The sequence below is a fragment of the Aeromonas sp. BIGb0405 genome (assembly GCF_024807335.1).
In the GTDB taxonomy this organism is placed as follows: domain Bacteria; phylum Pseudomonadota; class Gammaproteobacteria; order Enterobacterales; family Aeromonadaceae; genus Aeromonas; species Aeromonas rivuli.
On sequence record NZ_JANUEP010000001.1, the window covers coordinates 231,572 to 250,739 of the forward strand.

Sequence of the window (19,168 nt, forward strand, 5' to 3'; positions counted from 1 at the left end):
AGATCCGACTGGCAACCCATAAAAAACGGCGCCCTTGCGGCGCCGTTGTATCGAGAGCGGATTGGCTGACTTAGCCGGCCTTGTGCTGCTCGGCCAGATAGAGCCAGGTATCGACGACCGTATCGGGGTTGAGCGACACCGAGTCGATGCCCTGCTCCACCAGCCAGGCGGCGAAGTCCGGGTGATCGGACGGGCCCTGACCGCAGATGCCGACATACTTGCCCGCCTTGCGGGCGGCCTGGATGGCCATGGCCAGCAGCGCCTTGACCGCATCATTACGCTCGTCGAACAGGTGGGCGATGAGGCCGGAATCCCTGTCCAGTCCCAGGGTGAGCTGGGTCATGTCGTTGGAGCCGATGGAGAAGCCATCGAAGTGCTGCAGGAACTGATCTGCCAACAGGGCGTTGGAGGGCAGTTCACACATCATGATGACTTTCAGGCCCCGTTCGCCACGGCGCAGACCGTTCTCGGCCAGGATCTCGATCACCTGCTCGGCTTCACCCACGGTGCGCACGAAGGGGATCATCACCTCGACGTTGGTCAGCCCCATCACATCGCGCACCCGCTTCATCGCCTCGCATTCGAGGGCGAAACAGGGACGGAAGCTGTCGGCGATGTAACGGGAGGCACCGCGGAAGCCTATCATGGGGTTCTCTTCATGGGGCTCGTAGCCACGGCCCCCCACCAGATTCGCGTACTCGTTGGACTTGAAGTCCGACATCCGCACTATCACCCGCTCCGGCCAGAAGGCGGCGGCCAGGGTGGCGATGCCTTCGGTCAATTTGGCGATGTAGTACTCGCGGGGGCTCTCGTAGCCGGCGATCATCTTGGTGATGGTGGCCTGCAGCGCCGGGCTCTGCTTGTCAAATTCCAGCAGGGCCTTGGGGTGCACCCCTATCATGCGGTTGATGATGAACTCTAGGCGCGCCAGACCCACACCGGCGTTGGGCAACTGGGCAAAGTCGAAGGCCCTGTCCGGGTTGCCGACGTTCATCATCACTTTGATGGGCAGGCGCGGCATGTTGCCCACTTGTGTCACCGCCACCTCGAAGTCGAGCTGGCCATCATAGATGAAGCCGGTATCGCCCTCGGCGCAGGAGACGGTGATGAGCTGGCCCGGCGCAATGTGATCCGTGGCATCGCCACAGCCGACCACGGCGGGGATACCCAGCTCGCGGGCGATGATGGCGGCGTGGCAGGTGCGGCCCCCCCGGTTGGTGACGATGGCCGAGGCCCGCTTCATGATGGGCTCCCAGTCCGGATCCGTCATGTCGGTGACCAGCACGTCACCGGGTTGCACTTCGTCCATCTGGCTGATGGAGCTGATGACCCGGGCCGGGCCCGCCCCTATCTTGTGACCGATGGCACGCCCTTCGATCAACACCTTGCCCGCTTGCTTGAGGGCAAAACGTTCGAGGGTGTTGGCCTCCTGACGACTGCGTACCGTCTCGGGACGAGCCTGGACGATGTAGAGCCTGCCATCCTGACCATCTTTGGCCCACTCGATGTCCATGGGACGGCCATAGTGTTGCTCGATGATGAGCGCCTGCTTGGCCAGCTCCATCACCTCGTCATTGTTGATGCAGAACTGGTTGCGCTCCGCATCCTGGGTATCTTCAATCTTGACCTGACGGCCATGACCCGCATCGCTGGAGTAGGTCATCTTGAGCAGCTTGGATCCCAAGGTCTTGCGCACCACGGCGGGGCGACCCGCTTTCAGGGTCGGCTTATGGACATAGAACTCGTCCGGATTGACCGCACCCTGCACCACCATCTCCCCCAACCCCTGGCTGCCGGTGATGAAGACCACATCGTTGAAACCCGATTCGGTATCCAGGGTGAACATGACACCGGAGGCGGCCAAGTCCGAGCGCACCATGCGCTGGATGCCGGCGGAGAGGGCCACGCCCTTGTGGTCATAGCCCTGGTGCACCCGGTAGGAGATGGCGCGATCGTTGAACAGGGAGGCAAACACATGCTTGACGGCGGTCATGACGGCATCGATGCCGCGCACGTTGAGGAAGGTCTCCTGCTGGCCCGCGAAGGAAGCATCCGGCATGTCTTCGGCGGTGGCGGAGGAGCGCACCGCAAAGGAGGCCTCCAGCCCGGCACTGAGCTTGTCATAGGCGCTGCGGATGGCCTCTTCCAGCTCCGGCTGGAAGGGGGCATCGATCACCCATTGACGGATCTGGTTACCGGCGGCGCCGAGGGCCGCGATGTCATCCACATTCAGATGGTCAAGCAAGTCATGGATCTGATCATTGAGCCCGCTGCGCTCCAGAAACTCATTAAAAGCAAACGCCGTGGTAGCAAACCCACCCGGCACGGACACACCGGCACCAGACAGGTTGCTTATCATCTCGCCAAGGGATGCATTCTTGCCGCCGACTCGTTCTACATCTTGCATTCCGAGCTGTTCGTACCAAAGTACGTACTGTTGCATTTGCATGTCTCCAGGTTGGTGGGCCAGGGTGCCGGTGCACCATCTGTGCCTTGTTGTGTGCTTTTTTTGTTAGTTTGTGCTGTCGCTGCCCGCCGAGAAAACGTTTTCTTCTCCCGGTCAAAAAAATCCCCACGCAAGATTTGGGGATAGGCCGAATGACACAGACATTCTACAATGCGAACACAAAAAGGTAACGATTCAGGTTTGCAACCGAGTTCACAACTTGGAAACGGCAGATCGGTTGACAATAGTCGTTTGGTATCGAGAGATACTTTCTTCGCAGCAAGTAAAAAGGGAGCGGCCAGTGCACACCGTTTTTTATGTTTCAGATGGCACTGCCATCACCGCCGAGGTGTTTGGCCACGCGGTACTCAGCCAATTTCCCATGATCTTCGAGCAGGTCACCATCCCTTTCGTGGAGACCCTGGAGAAGGCGCGTCTGGTCCGCATGCGCATCGACGAGCAGTTCCGCCAAACCGGGGTTCGCCCCATACTGTTCCACACCATCGTCGACCCGCAGGTGCGTGAAGAGGTGCTCAAAGCCCACGCCAGCAGCCATGACTTTCTCAACACCTTCGTCAGTCCCCTGGAGCAAGAGCTTGGCATCAAGGCCACCCCGCGTCTGCATCGCACCCACGGCATGGAGAACCGCAAGCTCTATGACGACCGCATCGAGGCGGTCAACTTTGCCCTGGCGAACGACGATGGCATCACCACCAAGGAGTATGACGAGGCGGACATCATCCTCATCGGCGTCTCCCGTTGCGGCAAGACACCGACCAGCCTCTATCTGGCGCTGCAATTTGGCGTGCGTGCCGCCAACTACCCCTTCATCGAACAGGACATGCAGGCCCTGGAGCTGCCCGCCGCCCTCAAGGCCAATCGCCACAAGTTGTTCGGGCTGACCATCACCCCGGACAGGCTCCATGAGATCCGCAACCAGCGCCGGGCCAACAGCCGTTACTCCTCCCTGGAGCAGTGCCAGCAGGAGCTGGCGAGCGTCGAGCGCCTCTATCGCCAGGAGGCGATCCGCTTCCTCGATACCAGCGCCCACTCGGTGGAGGAGATCAGCGCCAAGATCCTCGAGGGCACCGGCATGCGCCGCCAGCTCTATTGAGAGCGGCGCTCATCCGCAACAAAAGTCAGCCCAGCTTGCCATGCAAAGAGCCCTGTTCCCGCCAACGCGGGTTCAGGGCTCTTTGTCATAGGGCTGGCCGGGGAAACACCCCGGGTTCCCCTCCCGTTGTCAGCTCTTGGGCAGGTTAAGCTCACGGTTACTCATCAGTTTGCCGTAGAAGGAGATCAAACCATAACCACCGCGCACCCGCTCCGCCAGCCAGATCCCCAGTCCAAGGCCGAGCAGGCCAGCCCCCGCCATCACCCAGGGCCAGCTGGCCTGGGCCAGGAACCCGAGGCACAACAAGACACCCAGGGCCAGCAACAGCAGCAGTGGCGCCAGACACAGCACTCCCCACAACAGGGCCATCATGACCCAGCCCACCATCTTCATCATCCCAAAACCCGCCTATCCTCGTCATAACAGTGATGGATACCGCTCTTGCCACTGATTGCCCTGCCCCACCTGCCACTGACATGGGCAGGCAAGGCGGGAGCGGATGCAAAAAGCCTCCAATGAATCTCACCACCATTAATCACGGATAGTGCAGAAGATCAAGATCGGCATAATCAGTTGACCAGATAGTGAGCAATGACCAGAAAAAGTGAGAAGAACCTCAAGAAAAGACTGATGAGAGGCGAAAAAGCCAGCGAATGATAGCAAAAACAGGTGCAACACGGGTCGTTTATCACTATTCTGCTTCGGTTGGTAGCCACCATGAAAAACAACAAATGGCACCATGTAACGAAATAAATACAGGTTACGTCAGCTTTTGGCTACGAAATGACGAAAGCGACGGACTGACGAATCAAAAGGACTCAGTATGGATCTTCAACCACAAGGCGATGAGCTCAAGCGCGGCCTCAAGAACCGCCATATCCAGCTCATCGCCCTGGGCGGCGCCATCGGCACCGGCCTGTTTCTGGGGATAGCCCAGACCATCAAGATGGCCGGCCCCTCAGTGCTGCTCGGCTATGCCATCGGCGGCTTCATCGCCTTCCTCATCATGCGCCAGCTCGGCGAGATGGTGGTGGAAGAGCCGGTGGCAGGCTCCTTCAGCCACTTTGCCTATAAATACTGGGGTGACTTCGCGGGCTTCGCGTCTGGTTGGAACTACTGGGTACTCTATGTGCTGGTCAGCATGGCCGAGCTCACCGCAGTCGGCATCTATGTCCAGTACTGGTGGCCCGAGATCCCGACCTGGATGTCGGCGGCCCTCTTCTTCGTGCTGATCAACGCCATCAACCTCACCAACGTCAAGGCATTTGGCGAGATGGAGTTCTGGTTCGCCATCATCAAGGTGGTCGCCATCGTCGGCATGATTGGCTTTGGTGGTTACCTGCTGGCCAGCGGCAGCGGCGGCCCCGAGGCGAGCGTGACCAACCTCTGGGATCAGGGCGGTTTCTTCCCCAACGGTATCAGCGGCCTGGTGATGGCCATGGCGGTCATCATGTTCTCGTTCGGGGGTCTGGAGCTGGTCGGTATCACGGCCGCCGAAGCCGACGATCCGCAAAAGAGCATTCCCAAGGCCACCAACCAGGTGATCTACCGCATCCTCATCTTCTATATCGGCGCCCTGGCAGTACTGATGTCCCTCTACCCCTGGGGCAAAGTCGTCGAGGGCGGCAGTCCCTTCGTGATGATCTTCCATGCCCTGGACAGCGATCTGGTGGCGACTGTGCTCAATATGGTGGTACTGACCGCGGCGCTCTCGGTCTACAACAGCTGCGTCTACTGCAACAGCCGGATGCTGTTTGGCCTGGCCAAGCAGGGCAATGGTCCCAAGGCGCTGCTCAAGACCAGCAAGAGCGGTGTTCCCATGGTCGCCATCTCCATCTCGGCGGGTGCCACCTTGCTGTGCGTGCTGATCAACTACCTGATCCCGGGCAAGGCCTTCGAGCTGCTGATGGCGCTGGTGGTATCGGCCCTGGTCATCAACTGGGCCATGATAAGCCTCGCTCATCTCAAATTCCGCAAGGCCAAGCAGGCCCAGGGGATCGAGCCTAAGTTCAAGGCGTTCTGGTACCCCTTTGGCAACTACCTCTGCCTCGCCTTCATGGCGGGTATCCTGGTGATCATGTATCTGACCCCCGGCATCCAGATCTCCGTCATGCTGATCCCGGTCTGGATACTGGTGCTCGCCATCGGTTACCAGTTCAAACGCAAACGCCTGGCCGCTGCCGCCGTGAATCCGGCCTGAGACCAACACAAGCCCGACAAGAGGCCGAGTCAAACTTGCATAAAAGAGGCGCCCGGTGGGCGCCTCTTTCCTATCTCATTTGGCTGGTCGGCGAGCGATTGAAAGGACGAGCTGTAACGGCTGCATGGCCTCTCCTCTATTCGCCATCCCCTACCCGCCTGACCTCATAGATCACCCGACGCTTGGAGATGAGGCTGCTGCACCCCTGACAGAAATAGTCGACCGCACCGCATGCCTGCAGCCGCTCCAGCGGGGCGCCACAATCGGGACAACTGGCCTCAAAGCACAACTCGGCGTGACAGACCGGGCAGCGCTGTTCGCTATGGCGAGGATCCAGGGCCGCCGCACACGCGGGGCAACTGGGCGTGGAATCATTCATGGTGATGCTCCTGATAATATGAGTCTGGCTTGAGCCTGCCGCAGACCCGCTCCTTCTCTTATCAGCATGGCTGCTGCCGATTGTCAGGGTCAAGATAACATGGGGAGCGCCTGCGGGAATTGCACTGCATCAATGTAAAACGGCTGCCCTGAGGCAGCCGCGTTGTCTTACTTCTTCATCTTGAGCAGGCGCTTACGTTGCCGCTCCTGACTCAGGGTCATGGTGTTCTTCCTGCCCTCGAAGGGGTTGACCGACTCCTGGAACTCGACCCGGATCGGGGTACCCATGATCTTCAGGGACTTGCGGAAATAGTTGATCAGATAGCGCTTGTAGGAATCCGGCAAGTCATTGAGCTGGTTGCCGTGGATGACGATGCGCGGCGGGTTGTAACCACCGGCATGGGCGTACTTCAGCTTGACCCGGCGACCATTGACCATGGGCGGCTGGTGATCTTCCTGGGCCATCTGCATGATGCGGGTCAGCATGGCGGTGCTGGTCCGGCGGGTGGCGGACTGGTACGCCTCCTGGATGGATTCGAACAGGTGGCCGACCCCGCTACCGTGCAGGGCAGAGATGAAGTGCACCCGGGCGAAATCGATGAAGCCCAGACGACGGTCCAGCTCATTCTTGATGCTGGTCTTCACCTCGGTATCCAGACCATCCCACTTGTTCACCACCAGCACCACGGAGCGACCGGTGTTGAGCACGAAGCCCAGGATACTCAAGTCCTGATCGGTGATGGTCTCGCGGGCATCGATCACCAGCAGGCAGACGTTGGCATCTTCGATGGCCTTGAGGGTCTTGATGACGGAGAACTTCTCCACCGTCTCATGCACCTTGCCACGACGACGCACACCGGCGGTGTCGATGATGACGTACTTCTGCTCATCACGCTCCATGGGGATGTAGATGGAGTCGCGAGTGGTACCCGGCATGTCATAGACGATGACCCTGTCTTCACCCAGCATGCGGTTGGTCAGGGTGGATTTACCGACGTTGGGGCGACCGACGATGGCGAACTTGATAGGCAAGTCGGCAAAGGGGGTCTCCTTGGTGTCTTCCCGGGTGTCCAGATCACCGGCGGCTACCATGCGCAGCAGGGCTTCTTCATCGAAGTCCTCTTCTTCCTCTTCCTGCACATCGTCTTCACCGACCAGGGTTTCCAGGTGCGGGGCCAAAGAGAGCTCCAGCAGGCTCAGCACGCCGCGACCATGGGCGGCGGCTATCTGATAGACCTCCCCCAGCGCCAGGGAGTAGAACTCGGACACGGCGGAATCGCCATCGATGCCGTCGGTCTTGTTGGCGACCAGGAACACCTTCTTCTGGGCCTTGCGCAGGTGCTCGGCGATCGCCTGATCCGCGGCGGTCAGACCGGCACGGGCATCGACCATGAACAGCACCACATCGGCTTCTTCGATGGCCTGCAGGGATTGCTCGGCCATCTTCAGCTCGATACCCTCTTCAGTGCCATCGATACCACCGGTATCGACCACGATAAATTCCAGCTCGCCCAGCTTCGCCTGGCCGTATTTACGATCCCGGGTCAGGCCGGGGAAATCTGCCACCAGGGCATCCCGGGTACGGGTCAGGCGGTTGAACAGGGTGGATTTCCCCACGTTGGGGCGGCCCACCAGGGCTACTACAGGAGTCATAAAAGCCTCATTCTCAAGACGACAAAGGCTCCGGGTCCGAAGACCAGGAGCCGGATAATCAAAATATCGGACAGTTAGGGACGCTTAAGGGCGTACAACTTACCGTCACGGCTCTGTACATAGAGTACATCTTCATCCACCAGAGGGGCGGCATAGAGACCACTGCTATCGAGCTGCTGCATCGCCTTGATGGACCCATCGGTACGATCCAGCCAATACAGGTAACCTTCCACATCGCCCACCACCACATAGTCGCCAAAGACGACCGGGGCGGTGACGCTGCGATTTTCCAGCTGGGTGTTGGACCACAGCTCCAGACCGTTGCGACGGTCGATGGCAAACAGGTGACTGCGGCTGTCGGTCAGCACGATGGCATCACCGCTCACCGCCATGTCGCGATAACCGGAATATTTGCGCTTCCACACCTCATCACCTGTCATCAGCTTGCGGGCCATCAACTGGCCGTTGTAAGCGATGGCATAGAGTTCATCACCGGCGATGAGCGGAGCGGCATCCACGTCCACCATGCGATCCAGTTCGGTGGCACCGCGCGGGTCGGCAACCTTGGACTGGCGCACCGGTTGACCGTTGCTGAGCAGGGCGATGCCCACCTTGCCATCGGCGCGGCCGTACAAGACGGCGCCATTGGTGATGACGGGGGAGCCCGTGCTGCGCAGGGTCAGCGGCGGCTGCTCTTCGGAGAGTGTCCATTGCAGCTTGCCTTCATCGCTATCCAGCGCGACCAGACGACCCGAGGTAGTCAGTACCACGACCCGGCCATCTTCGACCGCAGGGCTGGCAACCACTTCACCCGGCACTGTGGTCTGCCAGAGTACGGCACCGTCTTTTTCGTCCAGGGCATAGACCTGGCCGTTTTCGGAGCCGAGGAACAGCTTGCCATAGCGAGACACCAGACCGCCGGAGAGGCGGGCGCTGCGCTTGTCTGCGTTGACCGGCAGATCCGCCAAGTCCACGCTCCACAGCTCCTTGCCGCTCGCACGCTCGAAGGCGGTCACGTCACCGCCACGGGCGGCGGCATAGATGACATCATCCTCGACCGCCGGGCGCAGCTGGGAGTAGAAGTTGCCAATGCCATCGCCTACCGAGCTGCTCCACAGGGTATCGGCCTGGAAGCTGGACTCAACCTGGGGCAAGGCTGCCATGGGGTTGAGATCTTCATCCTTGCTGAACAGGGAACAACCTTGCAGCGCCACGGCGATGGCGGTACCCAGCGCTACCCGTTTGAGGTCACGTTTCAGATCACGCATCCGGCGCTCCTGCATTGACGTTGGCTGGCAGCGCCAGATCGTCCATCTTCAGCTTGAGCTCCGGGCTGGCTTGCAGACCACCGGCATCGGCTGCGGCCTGATAGGCATCGCGGGCCTCTTCCGGCTTGCCCTGCTTGAGCAGCAGATCGCCGCGCACTTCGGCAAGCTGCGCCTTGAAGGCCTCGCTCTTGATCTTGCCGAGCTGAGCCAGGGCCTCGTCAAACTTGCCCTGATCGCCCAGCACCCGGGCCAGACGCAGGCCAGCGATGGGCTGTACGCTCTCGTCACCTTGCGCAACCACCTGACTAAGCTGCTGCTCGGCCAAGTCCAGCTTGCCCGCCTTGACGGCGGCAGCGGCCAGCTGCAGGGCCGCCAGCTCACTGTAGGATTCCCCCTTGTGCTCGCCGATGAAGCTCTGCGCCTGGGCAAAGGCGGCATCGTCCCCCTTGGCCAGGGCCTGGGTCAGCTGGTTGTAAGCCTGGGAAGCTGCCTCCTTGCTCGTCTGCTGATATTCGTTGTAATAGCGCCAGCCAAACAGGCCGACCAAGCCGATGACGGTCCCGGCAATCACCGAGGTACCGTTCTCTTTCCACCAGCTCTTGATAACTTCAACCTGTTGATCTTCGGTGGTATAAACTTCCACGGCTTACTCTCCTTTGACTGCCAGCAGGGCAATGACGGCGTCGACCTTCAGGGTCTGTTGTTCCCCCTGGCCACGCAGATATTTGATGGTCACTTCCCCGTTTTGTGCCTCGGACTCGCCGAGGATCAGGGCAATGGACGCGCCGCTCTTGTCGGCACGTTTGAGCTGCTTCTTGAAATTGCCGCCACCGCAGTGGCTCATCAGACGAAGATCGGGCAACGCATCGCGCAGTCGCTCGGCCAACTGGAAACCAGCGGACGCTATCCCCTCGCCGACCATGGCCAGATACACGTCCACCCCAGGGCGGATGTCGGCATTGAGCTCGAGGGTCTCGAGCATCAGCACCAGACGCTCTATGCCCATGGCAAAACCGACCGCCGGGGTGGCTTGACCGCCGAGCTGCTCGACCAGACCGTCGTAGCGGCCACCGGCCAGCACTGTGCCCTGGGCGCCCAGACTGCTGGTGACCCACTCGAATACGGTGAGGTTGTAGTAGTCGAGACCACGCACCAGCCGCTCATTCACTTCATATTGAATGCCGGCGGTATCGAGTAGCCTCTTGAGCCCCTCGAAGTGGGCCAGGCTCTCTTCGCCCAGGTGATCGAACAGACGCGGGGCACCCACCAGAATTTCCTGAACGCGCTCACTCTTGGAGTCGAGCACCCGCAGCGGGTTGCTGTACATGCGGCGCTGGCTATCTTCATCCAGCTCATCCTTGTACTGCTCCAGATAAGCAACCAGGGCATCGCGATAGGCGGCACGCTCTTCGCTCTGGCCCAGAGTATTGAGCTGCAGGCAGACATGATCCTGGATGCCAAACAGGCGCCACAAACGGTGAGTGAGCATGATGAGTTCGGCATCGATGTCCGGGCCATTGATCCCAAACAGCTCGACACCGAATTGATGGAACTGGCGATAGCGGCCCTTCTGGGGGCGCTCGTGGCGGAACATGGGGCCCATATACCACATGCGGCGTTCCTGGTTATAGAGCAAGCCATGCTCGATACCGGCACGGACGCAGCTGGCCGTCCCTTCCGGGCGCAGGGTGAGGCTGTCACCGTTGCGATCCTCAAAGGTATACATCTCTTTTTCGACCACGTCGGTCACTTCACCGATGGCGCGTTTGAACAGATGAGTCTGTTCGACGATGGGCATGCGCACTTCGCTATAGCCATAGCTGGCGACGACCTGACGCAGGGTCTGTTCCACTTTCTGCCATACCGGGCTCTGCTCCGGCAGGCAGTCATTCATACCGCGAATCGCTTGAATCTGTTTTGCCACGTTGCTACTCGAGAAAAAGACGTGAAATGTGGCCGCATTATAGGGATTTTCGACCCCGAGGTAAAATCGGGGCAGTTCCAGTGCGGCATGATGGCTGAACCGGCTCAGCGAGGCACCCAGGCCTTCTCTATCGGATCTGGCCAACCGGGATCAGCCGGGTGGTTAAGCCTTGTCTATTCGGATCTGGTTAGCGGGATCCAGCATGGCGGCACGGGCACGGATACGGCGCTCCAGCACGGGGATCAGATCCTTGTTGTCCAGGCGGTCGACCCGCAGGCCCCCCTCATAAAAGGCGCTCTTGTTGGCCGCCCCCGCCAGACCGAGGTCGGAGACCAGGGCTTCACCCGGACCATTGACCACGCAGCCGATGATGGAGACATCCATGGGGGTGATGATATCTTCGAGCCGCTCTTCCAGGGCATTGACCGTGCTTATCACATCGAACTCCTGACGGGAGCAGGAGGGACAGGCGATAAAGTTGATGCCACGGGAGCGAATGCGCAGGGACTTGAGGATGTCGAAGCCGACCTTGACCTCCTCCACCGGATCGGCCGCCAGGGAGATGCGCAGGGTGTCACCGATACCATCGGCCAGCAACATGCCAAGGCCGATGGCCGATTTGACGGCGCCGGCCCGAAAGCCACCCGCTTCGGTAATACCCAGATGCAGGGGCTGGTCTATCTGCTTGGCCAGCAGGCGATAGGCCCCCACGGCGAGGAAGACATCGGATGCCTTGACGCTCACCTTGAAGTTATCGAAGTTGAGACGATCCAGGTAATCCACGTGGCGCATGGCCGACTCGAGCAGTGCCTCTGCGGTCGGTTCGCCATATTTCTCCTGAATATCGCGCTCCAGAGAGCCCCCGTTGACGCCGATGCGGATCGGAATATTGAGGTCCCGCGCACAGGCCACCACGGCCCGCACCCGCTCTTCACTGCCGATATTGCCCGGATTGATGCGCAGGCAATCGGCGCCGTATTCGGCCACTTTCAAGGCGATACGGTAGTCGAAGTGGATGTCGGCAATGATGGGAATATTGGTCTGCTGCTTGATGAGCTTGAAGGCTTCAGCAGCCTCCATGGTCGGCACCGAGACCCGGACCAGGTCGGCACCCACCCGCTCGATGCGCTGGATCTGCTCGACGGTGGCGGCCACGTCTGTGGTCTTGGTGTTGGTCATGGTCTGAACCGTGATGGGGGCATCGCCCCCAACCGGTACATTACCCACCATGATCTGCTTGGATTTACGACGAATGATCGGGGATTGGTGAGCGAACATGGGTAGAGCTTACTCCTGCGGCAACGCGAACTTGGCGGTCCGGCCGTTGTTGTAACGGCTCATGTCGATGGACTTGCCTTCAAATTCAATCTTGACGGCCATGGGCGCACCAATGATGAACTTGAAGGGGGCTGTCCCGGCGAGGGTCAATTCATCATTGGCCTTCTTGAGACCGCTGAACAGGGTCTTGCCCGTGCTGTCTTTCACATCGAGCCAGCAATCGGCGGCAAAGTTCAACTTGAGTTGCGGCACGCTGGTCGCAGGTTCAGTCGCAGAGTCAGGCACAGTGGCCACCGCGTCGCTCACCACAGTCTCTTCAACCGGGGCCGTGTTGACGGCTGCACTCACCGTGGTGTTCTGGTCAACGGCGGGATCAGCGGGCTCCACCTCGGCAACAGGCGCTGTCTCTGCGACAGGCAGTTCGCCCTGAGTCGCCTCATTCACGTCGGTTGCAACCTGTGGTTCGGCCGGTGCGCTGATCTCGCTGGCGGCGAGCGCGTCCTCCCCTGCAGAGCGCTTGGCCGTACTCTGCCACCACCAGGCGACAGACAAGCCGATCAGCGCCAGGATCACCAACCAGGTCACCAGCTTGAGGCGACTGTCATTGGCCTGCTGACGGGAGCGGCGCGAGAAGCTCTGCATATCAATGTTGTCCGGCGGCGTCAGTCCCAACTTGGTGTAGGCAGCCAGGACTGTCTCTTCCGGAACGCTGACCAGCTTGGCATAAGTGCGCAAGTAGCCACGAATAAAGGTGTGCGACGTGTTCTTATCGTAAGTATCTGATTCGATAGCCGCAATCAGGGTCAGACGAAGATGAAGGCGTGATGCAACCTGTTCACGGGTCCAGCCAAGCTGTTCGCGAGCGGCGCGCAGCAGCTGGCCTGGGCCTGCTGCCTGAGATTCGTCTTGAGAGTCGTGTTGCTGTTCAATAGTCATTGGCTAAGTAACGCTTGGCTTGTGGCGAAGAGGGAAAGCGCTGTACCAGCTCAGTCCCGAATTGGTGAAGTAATGCCGGTTTGTCCATCGACTGGGCGAGACGCAGTCTCAACCAGAGACTCTCTTCGTTCTCATCGGCCACGGCCGCAAAACGAACGAGATAGTCCTGCACATCGGTCAGCTTGTCATCTTTCATGGAAAGCTCGGCCAAGTCCAGCAATAACCTTGGATCCCGGGGATTATACCCCAAGGCAAGATGATAGTACTCGCTCGCTTTCTCTTTTCGATTGTTTTGCAATGCACAAATCGCCGCATTCTCATAGGTATTGGCCACCTTGACGTAGTCAGGTTGCTCAATCGCCTGGTTGAATGCCTTGTCGGCCTCGTCGAAACGGCCGCGATTGCAGAGGAAGGCCCCATAGTTGTTCATCGCGTCAGCATTGGTCGGATCCATGGCCAAGGCTTTCCGATAACTCGCCTCGGCCGACTTGTAATCCTGCACCTGCTGGAAAAAATAGGCAAAGCCAACCTGGATCTGGGCATTGTCAGGATCGTACTGCAGTGCCTTGTCCAGATTGAATTTTGCCTGTTCGGCATTGCCCTGACGCAAATATTGGAGGCCCAGGTCCAGTCTGGTCTGGGCTGCCGCCTTGAGGTCGGGGCCAACTTCGCGTTGTGTCGAGTTCGGGCCAACGTAGCTAGTCTCGGTCACGCAGCCGGACAGCGCACAAAGCGCCGCCACCAGTATCAATTTACGTGTATCCATTTCCCTGACTATACAATGGCTTAGCGGTTAGACCATTTTGACGGAAATCCCTTCCTGTTGCATCCGATTTTTCATGGTGCGTTTGGTGCGATCGATCACCTCCCCCACCAGCTGGCCACAGGCCGCATCAATGTCCTCTCCCCGGGTCTTGCGCACTATCACGGTGAAGCCGTACTCCATCAGCACCTTGGAGAAACGGTCGATGCGACTGTTGCTCGGCTTGCCAAAGGGGTTGCCCGGGAAGGGATTGAACGGGATCAGGTTGATCTTGCAGGGGGTGTCTTTGAGCACCTTGGCCAACTCGTGGGCCTGCTGCATGTCGTCATTGATATGATCGAGCAGCACATATTCCACCGTGACCCGGCCACCGTTGGCGTTGGATTTGGCCAGATAGCGGCGTACCCCGGCCAGGAAGTTCTCGATATTGTACTTGTCGTTGATCGGCATGATCTCGGAGCGCAGCTTGTCATTCGGCGCATGCAAAGAGATAGCCAGCGCCACATCAATCTGGTCGCCCAGCATGTCCAGCGCGGGGACTACCCCTGAGGTTGAGAGCGTAACGCGGCGCTTGGAGATGCTGAAACCAAAATCATCCATCATCAGTTTCATGGCCGGCACCACGTTGGCCAGGTTGAGCAACGGCTCACCCATGCCCATCATCACCACGTTGGTGATGGGTCGTTTGCCCCCCACCACCTTGGCGGCGCGCCATACCTGGCCGATGATCTCGGAGACCTTGAGGTTACGGTTGAAACCTTGCTGGGCGGTGGAGCAGAAGGTGCACGCCAGGGCGCAGCCGACCTGGGAGGAGACGCACAGAGTCGCCCTGTCCCCTTCCGGGATATAGACGGTCTCGACCTCTTGATCGCCGACTTGCAGTGCCCACTTGATGGTGCCATCGGAAGAACGTTGCTCGCGGCTGATCTCCGGGGCCCGGATCTCGGCGATGATCTTGAGGCGTTCACGCAGCGCCTTGTTGACGTTGTTCATCTGATCGAAATCATCACAACCAAAGTGATAGATCCACTTCATTATCTGATCTGCCCGGAACGGCTTCTCGCCTAGCTCGACGAAGAAGGCACGCATGGCATCCCGATCGAGATCCAGCAGGTTGATTTTTGTTTCGCTCATCAAAGGCCTCAGTCCACAAACTACAAAATTATTGCTGACAGTCGTCAGGGGGCGGCATTGTACAAATAATGTGTCCACCTTTCCACCCGCAGCATACGGGGTTATCAGCCTTTTCGCCAAAAAACGAAAGGGAGCCGAAGCTCCCTTTGCTCAATGTCACTGCCGGCATCATCAGGCGCGTGGGCAGATCTCGTCATCGCCGAAGAAGTAGGCGATTTCACGGGCAGCAGAAGCGGGGGCATCGGAGCCATGCACGGCATTGCGGTCAATGCTCTCGGCGAAGCAGGCGCGCAGGGTACCCGCCAGGGCATCGGCCGGGTTGGTGGCGCCCATGATTTCGCGATTGCGACGAATGGCGTCTTCACCTTCCAGCACTTGCACCATGACAGGACCGGAGGTCATGAAGGCTACCAGTGCGTTGTAGAAGGGACGCTCTTTGTGCTCGGCATAGAAACCACCGGCCTGCTCAGCGCTCATGTGGATCATCTTGGCTGCGACGATACGCAGGCCCGCGCTCTCAAAGCGGTTGTAGATGGCACCGATCAAGTTCTTGCTGACAGCATCCGGCTTGACGATAGAGAAGGTACGTTCGATAGCCATTAGATCTTCCTTAAACTACAGAGATTTATGATGAGAATTCGTGTTCGGCGGCGATTATACGTAAACAAAAACCGGAATAACACACAAAAAGGCAACTTTTTGTTAAACAAATTCATCGTTAAAACAACATGCCCGCCTATCTTGCCGCAGCTCAAGCACAAAAAATGTGCTCTTCCCCACGATATCTTGGTAAAGGCCGTAAAAGCTAGCGTCTCTTGCTGGCATCGCAGCCCGGTATCCGGCGGCGACTGCGCCCTTCCTTCCGACTCGCAGGCGGCTATTGGCTCAAAAATGGGTAGTGTGGCTCTTGGCAAAGCAAGAAGGCGCCATCATGGCGCCTTCTGATCACAGTGCTACAGGATCCCGCACTGGACGGTGCCTCAGCGGGTCTCTTCCTGCAGGGCACGGGCTATGGTGCGCATCCCCAGGGTATTGGCCCCCGGCGCCCACAGGCCATCGCCGTTCTCGTTGAAGCACGCAGCGAGATCGATGTGCAGCCAGCCCTGCCCCTCGTTGGCAACGAAGCGGGAGAGGAAACCGGCCGCGTTGGAGGCGCCACCCGGGCCGCCACCCGGCACCGGGCGACTGTTGGCGGTGTCGGCATAGTGGGACGGACACTGCTGGCTATGCCAGGGTTCGAGCGGCAACGGCCAGGCGGCTTCCTGCTCGGATTCCGCATAGGCCATGGCCCGGCTCACCAGCCCCTTGTCCAGGCCGAACAGGGCATTGTAACGCCCCCCCAGCGCCATCACCGCCGCCCCCGTCAGGGTGGCGCCATCGATGATAAGCGGCGCACCGGATTCACCGGCGAGCTGCAGGCCATCGGCCAGCACCAGGCGCCCCTCGGCATCGGTGTTCACTATCTCCACCGTGGTGCCGTTCTTGTAGGTCAGAATATCACCCAGCTTGTAGGCGTGGCCCGAGACCAGGTTCTCGGCGCAGCACAGGATCAGCTTTATCCGCTTGTTCAGACCGCGCAGCATGGCCAGCGCCAGGGCGCCAGTGACGATGGCGGCGCCTCCCATGTCATGCTTCATGGTCAGCATGCCCTGGGAGGTCTTCATGGAGTAGCCGCCCGAATCGAAGGTGATGCCCTTGCCAACCAGGGCCGCCGCGACCGGGGCCTTGGGATCCTTGCTCGGGTTGAAGTCCAGCTCCAGCATGACGGGTTCGCGATCGCTGCCGCGCCCGACCTGATAGAGACCGACCCAACCCGCCTGAGCCAGGGCTTCTCCCTTGAGGATGCGATGGCTCACTCTGTCCGGTGCCAGTTCGGTAATAAAAGCGGCTGCTTCGACCGCCAAGTCCAATGGCCCCAACTGCTCGGGGGTGGCGTTGGTCATCTCGCGCACCCAGCGTCCGCACAGCCAGCGAGCCTCCAGTTCGGCCCTGTCCTCCTCGCTGCAGGTGGCCCATTGCAGTTCCACCTCCCGTTTCGGGGTCTGCAACCCTTGGGCGAAAGCCCACTGCTGCTCCCTGTCCCAGTGACCAGCCAGGCTGACCTTGTAGATCCCCTGGTTGCAGAGACGACGCGCCGCCTGCTGGATATCCTGCAAGGGGCTCGCACTCACCAGATGGATCTGGGCGCCATCGGCGCGGTGGGAGACCAGCGCGCCCTCACCCCATTCGGCGCTGGCAAATTCACGACTTAACCAGATGTTCATGCAGAAACCTCTTCGAGCCAACGTGCAATGGTGCGCAGGCCATGACCCTTGGCACCGGTGGCCCACAGATCGTTACCCGCTTTCTGGTAGGCGCCCGCCAAATCCATGTGCAGCCACCCCTTGCCTTCGTCACGGACGAAGCGCGACAGGAAGGCGGCGGCCGTGGTGGCGCCGGCTGTGCCCTCGGCCGTGGCCACGTTGCTCATGTCGGCAAACGAGGAGCCGAGCTGGCCCTGGTGCCAGGTCTCCAGCGGCAGCACCCAGGCTTTCTCATGCTCCGCCTTGGCGGCAGCCAGGCCACGGGCATGTTCGGCCTCATCCAGGGCGAACAACGCATTGTAATCACGCCCCAGCGCCATCTTGGCGGCGCCGGTCAGGGTGGCGGCATCCAGGATATAAGGCGCGCCACTTTCGCCCGCCGTCAGCAGGCCATCGGCCAGCACCAAGCGGCCCTCGGCGTCGGTATTCTGGATCTCGACACTGATGCCGTTGCGATAGGTAAGGATGTCGCCGAGCTTGAAGGCGTGGCCGGAGACCAGGTTCTCGGCGCAGCAGAGGATGAGCTTGACCCGCTTGTCCAGGCCACGGGCGATGGCCAGTGCCAGACCCCCGGTTACCATGGCGGCGCCACCCATGTCCGATTTCATCGGCAGCATGCCATCGGATGACTTCATGCTGTAGCCGCCGGAGTCGAAGGTGATCCCCTTGCCGACCAAGGCCGCCGCCACCGGCGCGTCCGGGTTGCCAGTCGGGTTGTAATCGAGCTCCAGCAGCACGGGTTCGCGCTCACTGCCCCGTCCCACCGACCAGATGCCGATGTGACCCGCCTCCTTCAAGGCTTCACCGCTGGTGATGCGCGCGGTCACCTTGTCACCGGCCAGACCGCGAATGAGCAGCAGGGCTGATTCCGCCAGGCTCATGGGGTAGATCTCTTCCGGGCAGCCGTTGGTCACGTCCCGCACCCAGGCACTCGCTTTGAGCAGGCCATCGAGGGCCTTGGCATCCTCGGCCGACTGCTCGCCGAACGCCAGCACCCGCTCGCCCTTGGCGGCATAGAAACCTTGGGCAAAGGCGAAACGGCGCTCCAGATCCCAGGCTTCACCAGCCAGGCGAACCCGCTTGATGCCGGAGGACTCCAGGCGACGACCGGCACGCTGGATGGCGCGCAACGGCTCTTTATCAAGATGCACCAGGGTCTCATCGCCATTAAAACTCAACAGGGCACCCTCGCCCCAGTGAGCGGCGGCGGCCTGGGTGGACAACACTACATTCATCATCTCAGCCATCTCTCTTGCTTCCTTTTCTTTGGCATACTCTTTTTGGCAAATTGTCGGCTTCTCGCCCTGCAATCCGAACTGGCGGAACACGGAAAATCGGGCGATAAAAAAGGCCGTCCCCTTTCGGGTCACGGCCTTCACCATATCACTTTTATGTCAGGACTGACTGCATGCTCAATTAACCAGTGCGCAATCAGTGCCGCTCGGAGGCGAGGTTGAGGGTGTACTTGGGCAGCTCCACCACCAGATCCTCATCCGCCAGACGCGCCTGACAGCTCAGACGGGACTCGGGCTCCAGACCCCAGGCCTTGTCCAGCATGTCATCTTCCAGCTCATCGCTCGGCTCAAGGGAATCAAACCCCTCACGCACCACGCAGTGACAGGTGGTGCAGGCGCAGGACTTTTCGCAGGCATGCTCTATCTCTATGCCATTGCGCAGGGCGATGTCCAATATGGTTTCACCGCTTGCCCCTTCCAGGGCAGCCCCTTCCGGGCAGAGTTCGGGATGGGGCAAAATGATCAGTTTTGGCATA

The 19,168-nt window shown here is 60.0% G+C and carries 17 protein-coding genes; 2 read left to right on the forward strand and 15 right to left on the reverse strand.

Going from position 1 to position 19,168, the window contains the following annotated elements:
- Positions 1-70 precede the first annotated feature (70 nt).
- Positions 71-2,443 carry a phosphoenolpyruvate synthase gene (gene ppsA / locus M2366_RS01160; RefSeq protein WP_259268740.1) on the reverse strand — a complete coding sequence of 791 codons (2,373 nt, stop codon included), beginning with the start codon at positions 2,441-2,443 and terminating at the stop codon, positions 71-73.
- Positions 2,444-2,747: 304 nt separating this feature from the next.
- On the opposite strand from ppsA, the gene M2366_RS01165 reads away from it, so the two are divergent.
- Positions 2,748-3,560 (forward strand): pyruvate, water dikinase regulatory protein, encoded by an 813-nt coding sequence (locus M2366_RS01165; protein ID WP_042043770.1) that lies wholly within the window; start codon positions 2,748-2,750, stop codon positions 3,558-3,560.
- A 129-nt stretch (positions 3,561-3,689) separates the two neighbouring features.
- Here the strand turns inward: M2366_RS01165 and M2366_RS01170 are convergent, their stop codons facing one another.
- A complete protein-coding gene (locus tag M2366_RS01170; RefSeq protein ID WP_042043769.1) occupies positions 3,690-3,956 on the reverse strand; it encodes a hypothetical protein in 267 nt (88 codons plus the stop codon).
- Positions 3,957-4,383: 427 nt separating this feature from the next.
- Between M2366_RS01170 and M2366_RS01175 the strand changes: the two genes are divergently transcribed.
- Entirely contained in the window at positions 4,384-5,760 is a 1,377-nt protein-coding gene (locus M2366_RS01175) for an amino acid permease (RefSeq protein WP_224432698.1), read from the forward strand.
- 136 nt (positions 5,761-5,896) lie between these two features.
- On the opposite strand, the gene M2366_RS01180 is transcribed toward M2366_RS01175, so the two are convergent.
- The 13 genes from M2366_RS01180 to fdx all read right to left on the reverse strand — a co-directional run bounded on the left by M2366_RS01180 (position 5,897) and on the right by fdx (position 19,167).
- Positions 5,897-6,139: a zinc ribbon domain-containing protein gene (locus M2366_RS01180; protein ID WP_042043767.1), complete on the reverse strand. Its 243-nt coding sequence runs from the start codon at positions 6,137-6,139 to the stop codon at positions 5,897-5,899.
- A 167-nt stretch (positions 6,140-6,306) separates the two neighbouring features.
- Positions 6,307-7,791, reverse strand: coding sequence for a ribosome biogenesis GTPase Der (gene der / locus M2366_RS01185; protein ID WP_042043766.1), 1,485 nt, complete (start codon positions 7,789-7,791; stop codon positions 6,307-6,309).
- A gap of 74 nt (positions 7,792-7,865) precedes the next feature.
- Positions 7,866-9,059 (reverse strand): outer membrane protein assembly factor BamB, encoded by a 1,194-nt coding sequence (bamB, locus tag M2366_RS01190; RefSeq protein WP_042043765.1) that lies wholly within the window; start codon positions 9,057-9,059, stop codon positions 7,866-7,868.
- Entirely contained in the window at positions 9,052-9,702 is a 651-nt protein-coding gene (locus tag M2366_RS01195; protein WP_259268741.1) for a tetratricopeptide repeat protein, read from the reverse strand. The genes bamB and M2366_RS01195 overlap by 8 nt, the downstream gene beginning before the upstream one ends.
- 3 nt (positions 9,703-9,705) lie before the next feature.
- Complete coding sequence (gene hisS, locus M2366_RS01200; protein ID WP_259236698.1) at positions 9,706-10,983, reverse strand: histidine--tRNA ligase; 1,278 nt, start codon at positions 10,981-10,983, stop codon at positions 9,706-9,708.
- Between the two features lie 162 nt (positions 10,984-11,145).
- The gene (gene ispG / locus M2366_RS01205) at positions 11,146-12,261 is read right to left on the reverse strand and encodes a flavodoxin-dependent (E)-4-hydroxy-3-methylbut-2-enyl-diphosphate synthase (RefSeq protein ID WP_259268742.1); all 1,116 of its coding nucleotides are present in this window, start codon (positions 12,259-12,261) and stop codon (positions 11,146-11,148) included.
- Between the two features lie 9 nt (positions 12,262-12,270).
- Positions 12,271-13,197, reverse strand: coding sequence for a cytoskeleton protein RodZ (gene rodZ, locus M2366_RS01210; protein ID WP_259268743.1), 927 nt, complete (start codon positions 13,195-13,197; stop codon positions 12,271-12,273).
- The gene (gene pilW / locus M2366_RS01215; protein ID WP_259268744.1) at positions 13,187-13,963 is read right to left on the reverse strand and encodes a type IV pilus biogenesis/stability protein PilW; all 777 of its coding nucleotides are present in this window, start codon (positions 13,961-13,963) and stop codon (positions 13,187-13,189) included. Before pilW ends, rodZ begins: the two co-directional genes overlap by 11 nt.
- Positions 13,964-13,990: 27 nt before the next feature.
- Positions 13,991-15,094 (reverse strand): bifunctional tRNA (adenosine(37)-C2)-methyltransferase TrmG/ribosomal RNA large subunit methyltransferase RlmN, encoded by a 1,104-nt coding sequence (locus M2366_RS01220; RefSeq protein WP_259268745.1) that lies wholly within the window; start codon positions 15,092-15,094, stop codon positions 13,991-13,993.
- 171 nt (positions 15,095-15,265) lie between these two features.
- Complete coding sequence (ndk, locus tag M2366_RS01225; RefSeq protein WP_259268746.1) at positions 15,266-15,694, reverse strand: nucleoside-diphosphate kinase; 429 nt, start codon at positions 15,692-15,694, stop codon at positions 15,266-15,268.
- A 380-nt stretch (positions 15,695-16,074) separates the two neighbouring features.
- A complete protein-coding gene (pepB, locus tag M2366_RS01230; RefSeq protein WP_259268747.1) occupies positions 16,075-17,358 on the reverse strand; it encodes an aminopeptidase PepB in 1,284 nt (427 codons plus the stop codon).
- Entirely contained in the window at positions 17,355-18,644 is a 1,290-nt protein-coding gene (gene pepB / locus M2366_RS01235; protein ID WP_259268748.1) for an aminopeptidase PepB, read from the reverse strand. Before pepB (M2366_RS01235) ends, pepB (M2366_RS01230) begins: the two co-directional genes overlap by 4 nt.
- Positions 18,645-18,828: 184 nt before the next feature.
- Positions 18,829-19,167 (reverse strand): ISC system 2Fe-2S type ferredoxin, encoded by a 339-nt coding sequence (fdx, locus tag M2366_RS01240; RefSeq protein WP_005907038.1) that lies wholly within the window; start codon positions 19,165-19,167, stop codon positions 18,829-18,831.
- Between the last annotated feature and the right edge of the window lies 1 nt (position 19,168).